5 protein-coding genes and 1 pseudogene are annotated in these 6,604 nt (G+C 35.1%); all 6 read right to left on the bottom strand.

Going from position 1 to position 6,604, the window contains the following annotated elements:
* Positions 1–415: 415 nt before the first annotated feature.
* Positions 416–1,225, bottom strand: coding sequence for a restriction endonuclease (locus tag V6256_RS14520; protein WP_341598981.1), 810 nt, complete (start codon positions 1,223–1,225; stop codon positions 416–418).
* Positions 1,226–1,438: 213 nt separating this feature from the next.
* Positions 1,439–1,666: pseudogene (locus tag V6256_RS14515) on the bottom strand (transposase); the annotation flags it as partial.
* Between the two features lie 81 nt (positions 1,667–1,747).
* Positions 1,748–2,530 carry a hypothetical protein gene (locus V6256_RS14510; RefSeq protein ID WP_341598980.1) on the bottom strand — a complete coding sequence of 261 codons (783 nt, stop codon included), beginning with the start codon at positions 2,528–2,530 and terminating at the stop codon, positions 1,748–1,750.
* Between the two features lie 2 nt (positions 2,531–2,532).
* Positions 2,533–4,434: a DEAD/DEAH box helicase family protein gene (locus V6256_RS14505; RefSeq protein WP_341598978.1), complete on the bottom strand. Its 1,902-nt coding sequence runs from the start codon at positions 4,432–4,434 to the stop codon at positions 2,533–2,535.
* Positions 4,435–4,837: 403 nt separating this feature from the next.
* The gene (locus V6256_RS14500; RefSeq protein WP_341598977.1) at positions 4,838–5,410 is read right to left on the bottom strand and encodes a hypothetical protein; all 573 of its coding nucleotides are present in this window, start codon (positions 5,408–5,410) and stop codon (positions 4,838–4,840) included.
* A gap of 763 nt (positions 5,411–6,173) precedes the next feature.
* Positions 6,174–6,521, bottom strand: a complete 348-nt coding sequence (locus V6256_RS14495) for a DUF3024 domain-containing protein (protein WP_341598975.1) — start codon at positions 6,519–6,521, stop codon at positions 6,174–6,176.
* Between the last annotated feature and the right edge of the window lie 83 nt (positions 6,522–6,604).

The following is a 6,604-nucleotide window of genomic DNA, read 5'->3' as shown; positions in this document are numbered from 1 at the left end:
CCAATAGATAATTCGGATTTTCAATAAATGATTGATTAATTTGAGCTGTAGAGGCATTTATGAGGATAATTAGACTGTATTATTGAGGTGGAATAATAGCGGCCCCCATTAGTTGAAGACTATAAAATCAATTAATTACAATTTAAAGTCGATCAGTGTCCAGCCCTTACCTAGTGCCAAGCTTTACAATAGTCAGGTTATCTATGTAATGTTTACAAAATAGTTCAACTTTAGTATTACACTCCTTTGGTAAAGTAAAACGATCTTTAGATCGAAGATGTTCTTGAATTTCAAGGTAAAATTTTGATACTTCGATTTCCATACACACCTAATTTAATAAGCATAACGCCCACATAAAAGGCGAGCGGTAGCGAGTCCAATCCACGCTTTATGTGGGCGGTTTTTAATGTTCTTGTTATGCATTATTCGGCACGTCATTTACTGTTCCGTCATCGTGGAGATAATGGACATTTTCATCGACTATATCTTCGATGGCAGCCTTCGCAGAATTAGGTGATTCTACAAGACCCTTAATAGGTTGAGCTTCGCGATGAATCATATCGACCTCAATTGAATCTAGTTGGATAGGCCCTAGACCTTCAACATCAAGATAGTATTTTGAGCAATCTAAAGTATTATGACCCTCTACGAGATTGCTCGTATTTATCAGTTCATTTAGCCTAACAGCAACTTCACCATGCCCATCAATGAGTGGATGATGCCCAGGATAGGTGAAGTTCATTTCATATTTATCCAGTCCATTTCTTTTCAAGGCTTCTTTAGCGCTATCTTGATTAAAGTTGAACTTGGTATTTTCAAAATCACTCATTATTGGCTGGATCGTATAATGAATTGATTTAATGAGGTGATTAACTAAAACAAGTCGAATATTGTTTTCTTTTGCTAGTAATACTGCCCCTTTCTGAAAGGAGCTTGTAGTTGCAATTATTCCATTGGCATTTCCAATATCACGCAGTATCTCAGCGAAAGAAGCAACATGAGATTTCTTTACTGCTGATTTATAGTTTTTACATTCAACGCAAGTTCTATAGGTTGTTCCTGCGGCCTTAAACTCCCAATAAACATCAATTTGATGCGTAGCACCACTTTTCCCAGTTATTGTAACGTCATGCTCTACTCTCAGATTCTCGAATCCATCAAAGTTCAGCATACCTTGATGGATTTCGGCAACTAGCTTTTCATATTCCGTATTTATATTAGTCAAATCTCAACTTCCTAGTAGGTGCATAACGAGGCTGTAGAATTTCTCATTTTCAGCCCGATTATTTAAAATAAAAACCACATTAATTCATATTTAGTTGAGATTCCAATAGATAATTCGGATTTTCAATAAATGATTGATTAATTTGAGCTGTAGAGGCGTTTATGAGGGTAATTAGACTGTATTATTGCGATTTAAGGGCTTTTAGCCCTTGGCTTAATATAAACTATTCCTTAACTTCTCTATATTATGAACGAGATAGTACATTTTCCATTGGGTATTCACTTTATCTTGGCCGCGCAGCGTGAATTTATTCATGACTTTATTAAAAGTGATATTACCAAATACAGGTTTAATGGCACCTAATCGTTTGCTGTATTGGCGCCGCCCTATTGGACTATCTATCTTAACTTTCATTTTGTCGCCATAGCTTAGCTTTTTCCGTAATAATAGCGGAAACCCATTAGTTGAAGGCTATAAAATCAATTAATTACATTTAAAGTCGATGGGTGTCCAGCCTTTATCCTATTCTCTAAAACGATCTTCGAATAGTTTAATTAACGCTTTATCGATTGTTAAATTACTATTCTTTGACCTATATATTTCAACAGCATGCATAACAAACTTAATATTCTGTTTATGCTCATCGGCAAAAAATTTACACTTTTCTTTAAGTTCTTTTTTATAAATTTTTAAAGCCATTTCTTCCTGAAATTTTTTAATTGCAGTGTCAAAACAGTTGTTATGTTCTGCAAACATTTCCCTTAATTTGGCTTTCGGTATTCGAAAGGCCCGGCTTCCATAGTCAAGAGCATCTCTAAAATTATCAAATTTCTCACCAAATATCGTTAATATTTCATTTTTAATATAAAAGCCAGTATGTCTTTCTCCGTCAGCTTCAAAATCAAACCCCTTAAATTTAAAGCGTTCATATGACTCTTTACCTAAAGCGAGCCCAGCTCTAATGCTATTACTTAAATGATAATCTAAATCAGAAATCTCATCTAGATCCCACATTTCATATACTCTAATAGCTTTCTTATACTTTTTAGCTAATTTGGATTTTACAATATCAACCCTCTGAGCCAGTAGACCACTTTTCTCTGTTCGTAAAAATTCAAAGCACTCAACACAAGCAGGAATTCGGTAAAAATCCGCTTCTTCTCGGGTTTTTAAATAAAACTCTGCATATTTCAAAGGAGGTGCTAAATCATGTTTAGTCGCAATACATCCACAATACAAACAAGAATTAAAAAACGTATAATGAGTTGCGTTAACTTGACGATATAAATCCATTTCATCATACATAGTCAAACTTCCTCTTCCACTGTTTGGAAATGATTTGCTTCCAAAATATTACCTTTAGCGATTTGAATTTTAGCCGAAGATTCTTTTTCATGACTGCGTACAGGGCAGTGTTTACCCCTTTTAAAAATGAGTAAGATCGTGTTATCAAGATCAGTTTTATACCAGTTACATACATCATAAACATCTTCCTCAGTCATGACTTGCTTTTCTGCATTACGTCGCGATTTGTTATGCACACTAAAGATTTTTACTGCAACTTCTTTATCTGATGTTTTCTCATTTCCGCCTGGCGTGACAGCTAAATTAAACTCTACCTCTTCACCATCATCAATTCTTGAGGTTAAGTTTATAGCTCGCTCCCACATAGTACCAAGAGCAAGCGCTTTTTCTGGATTATTATAGGTATCACCATTAACCCAATGCGCTTTAATCCATTTATATCCCCTTAAAGATCTAGAGGATTTAGGCGATATAGGTAGGTTTTTTAAATACACATTACGTATTGCATTAATTGTATTAAGTATTAGAGGGTCATGTGTAAATGTCGTGAAATCAAAGTCTGGCTCATCAAGCTTTGCCGGAATGGCATAATAACTATCCGTTAAATAAGTTTTTGCATCATTAAGCTTTTTCTTTCCTCTTAATTCTCCGTTTTTACCTACCTTTGCACCAACATCTAAACCTTTAACCTCATATCTTTTACAAATTTCATTATATTTATCACGTAAGCCTTTAATATTACCCGTTGCTTGATGTGAACATGTCCCTTCTAGATATGATAATAATTCACCATAAGCTCCGGTAGCATCTAAATTCGTAAAATGGGCTGCATTACGGTTAGTATGATACCCACAAGCTCGGCCAATGTTAGCCTGTACTACCGCAGCAATGTTAGAGACGGTACTGTCCCAAGTCGCTATTAGATTTTCTTTCATATCAAAACCAAAATTAATACCGGCTCTACAACCTGCTACTGTTATCGCGATGACCTTTTGACCAAATTCCATTGCTGTTTTATATTCATCTTTAAAGTCATCTATTGAGGTATGCTCATCTTCAGGAACACCGGTTAATTTAATCCCTAAAATAAATATATTTTCTTCTGACACACAATGCTGAGCTAAATATTTCTTAGCCTCCATAGCTGTTCCAGCAGGAACGCGTACCAACCCCCAACCTTCGCCATCATAAGAATTAAAATGCTCAATAAATTGTAATTGAGCATCTGATTTAACTTGAATATTACGGGCGTTATGCTCTAAGTTGACAACTTGCCCTGCAGCAAGCATTTCACGTACGCCAAAATAATCATCGCTAGTACGATGGAAAACGAGCTTAGTAGGAATGCCACGATTAATTAATGAATCCCCCTCTGTAGCTAATAAGGCACTTAACGGCGTGGCTGAAATAAATACGACACGACACTCGGTGTTTTCAGTTTGTAAATAATCAAAAAGTGCATCGTAACGTACTGAGGTATCACCTGATCCATAATGACACTCATCAATGATAATTAATTTAGGATCTTGTCTTCTGAAATGTTTTTCTATGTCGGCAAGAAAACGTACAAGGTTTGTCACAATAACATTTCCTGCTCGACGCAAGTCTTCTTTAGCTTGAGCAAGTAACGTCGTATCAGCCATAGTCATAACATATAAGGTGTCTCGAAGGTATTTTGGATTACAGATATCCTCATCACTTAAGCTGTTGCGTTGATAACATGCAGTAGCTAGCGCAACACCAGATTTACCAGCCTGCATTTCAGCAGCCATAATAATAGCGCGAGTTTCTCCCTGAAGAGCTTGATATGTATTTCTAGCTGCGTCTCGTTGGTGAGGATAGACACTAGGCTCACTCAATAATGTTTGAATTTTTTCTCTATGTTTTCGTAATTGTTCGCTCATTACTGATCCTTTATTTATGGCTTACGCGTCCACATACTCTTTACTTACTAAGCAATAATGCAATAGCCAAGCCAAATAGTATTCATCTGTTTTTAAAGCAATTTTAATTTTAATTCACCTCGACCAGGTAAGTTAATTAACGAAATGGTAATTAATTTATAAGCTACCAATAATAGCGGACACCCATTAGTTGAAGGCTATAAAATCAATTAATTACAATTTAAAGTCGATGGGTGTCCAGCCTTTATCTTTTCTGCTATATCTTTAATATTAACTTAACTCAACTTATGACTCCGATAATTTTGAGAATTATAACGCTGCATTAAGCGGACAAAAATAGTGGGTTAAAATGTGCAGCGAAGCGAAACGTAACCCACTGTTTCTGTTACGTTTAAACGCCTTGTTATATTTTTATTTGATTAGCAATATTTTTACTTAATATCTGAAGGCGCAAAGCTGTATTCTCTTTACCTATTATTTTTGCAGAGCGTTTATCACCTAGCTCCCTTGCCTTTTTTGCAGACAAGATTTCCTTACCATTTAAATCAAATTTAATACTATTTAACCCTTTATTTCCAAGATGTTTTAAAGTTACTACTTTTGGTTTTGTTTTTAAAGCGCACTCATTGACAGCTAACAAAGCCTTATCTCCGCAACATACTATGAGGTCTGATATGTTTTCTAGTTCCTTAGATAGTCGCTGAATATTGAGAGTACCTTTAATATCATCAGAGGTTGCTTCAGAGCGTTTTGTTAGCTCTTCATACTCGACTTTATCCCATGCATTGGTAATAGTAATTTTTTTTCTTGTTAGAGCTCCGTAGCTGAGTTCTGCAGATAACTTACTTAGAAACAAAGAAAGGTTTGTACCTGTAGCCTTCGCTGCAGGATATCCTGCTTCCAACTCATTTCGTCCAGGACATGAAAATACAAAAGCTATCTTTGATTCTGTTCCAATCGATATATGACAACTCATAATTCACCTAAAAATATAACCGTTTATTAAACCGAAAAATTCCATATTTCAGGTGGAAATACAGAATATATTAATTTGTTAAAATTAACATAAAAATGCCTTTATCGTACATAAAATCAAACAATTAATATTTTTAATCAAATTACTGTCATGTAGATAGGTGGAAAAAGCCCGCATTAACAACAAAAATATGGAAAAACACAATAGGGTCAGTCTTATTTTGTGCCGTAATCATTTCAATTGTTCAGCGGAAGTGTTATTTGGTGTTGGTAATGAAAAATATAGGTAGAGGTTAAAGCGTGAAACAGGAATAGGGAAAGTAGTCATTGGCGCAAGCTAACGAAAAATCGGCCACAAATATATTTTTATTGAATCCCAGATACAAAAAACCAAGCATAATAGCTTGGTTTTAACGTTTATTTTGACTAGGAAAACTTGGATCGGGAATAGAACCCACATCATCAGCTTGGAAGGCTTACTCTTAAATTACACCAATCTATTGAAAACGATAAGAATAATAGCGGACACCCATTAGTTGAAGGCTATAAAATCAATTAATTACAATTTAAAGTCAATGGGTGTACAGCCTTTATTTCACTAGGTAGTGCATTTAGCCCCCATAAAACAGACTATTTTTCTTAAAAAAGAGTAATTCTACAGCCTCAACGCCGCGTTAAGCAGACTAAAATTGTGGGTTATAATATGTAGCGAAGCGGAACCTAACCCACTGTTTTAGTTCCGTTTTAAACGCCTTGTTATACGTTTAACTAAAAAAGCAATCGTACTCATCCTGACCAACAACATTCAAGAACTCTTCTAGATATTTGACTATTGCTACAGGTTCATATTCATGCCATTTAAGATCAGATTTTTGCCAATAGATCTTCCACACTTTTTGCGTTTTCACATATGTAGCTTTCGCAATTGGGATATCTAGTTTTTCAGATGGATTTCTAAAGTTCGCTCTAATTTCAAATAGCACAACGCTCTGATTTTCAATTTTATAATTAATATCAAGCTGGTCTCTTACATGAACGGGAGGCCTATGCTCATCAATAAACTTATCTAACTCTTTTTCATAACGCTTTATTTCAAATTCACTGATTGCCATGATAAAACTCATCTCTCTGAATGACGTATAACAGTTTATTAAACCGAAAAATTCCATATTTCAGGTGGAAATACAGAATATAT

Source organism: Psychromonas aquatilis, from assembly GCF_038155185.1.
Classification (GTDB): Bacteria; Pseudomonadota; Gammaproteobacteria; order Enterobacterales; family Psychromonadaceae; genus Psychromonas; species Psychromonas aquatilis.
This window is presented reverse-complemented; position numbering and strand designations above follow the sequence as displayed.

Bases quoted from the DNA above. Each gene is read 5' to 3' on its own strand.
- V6256_RS14510 (WP_341598980.1), bottom strand. From the start codon at position 2,530: ATGTATGATGAAATGGATTTATATCGTCAAGTTAACGCAACTCATTAT.
- V6256_RS14505 (WP_341598978.1), bottom strand. From the start codon at position 4,434: ATGAGCGAACAATTACGAAAACATAGAGAAAAAATTCAAACATTATTG.
- V6256_RS14500 (WP_341598977.1), bottom strand. From the start codon at position 5,410: ATGAGTTGTCATATATCGATTGGAACAGAATCAAAGATAGCTTTTGTA.
- V6256_RS14495 (WP_341598975.1), bottom strand. From the start codon at position 6,521: ATGGCAATCAGTGAATTTGAAATAAAGCGTTATGAAAAAGAGTTAGAT.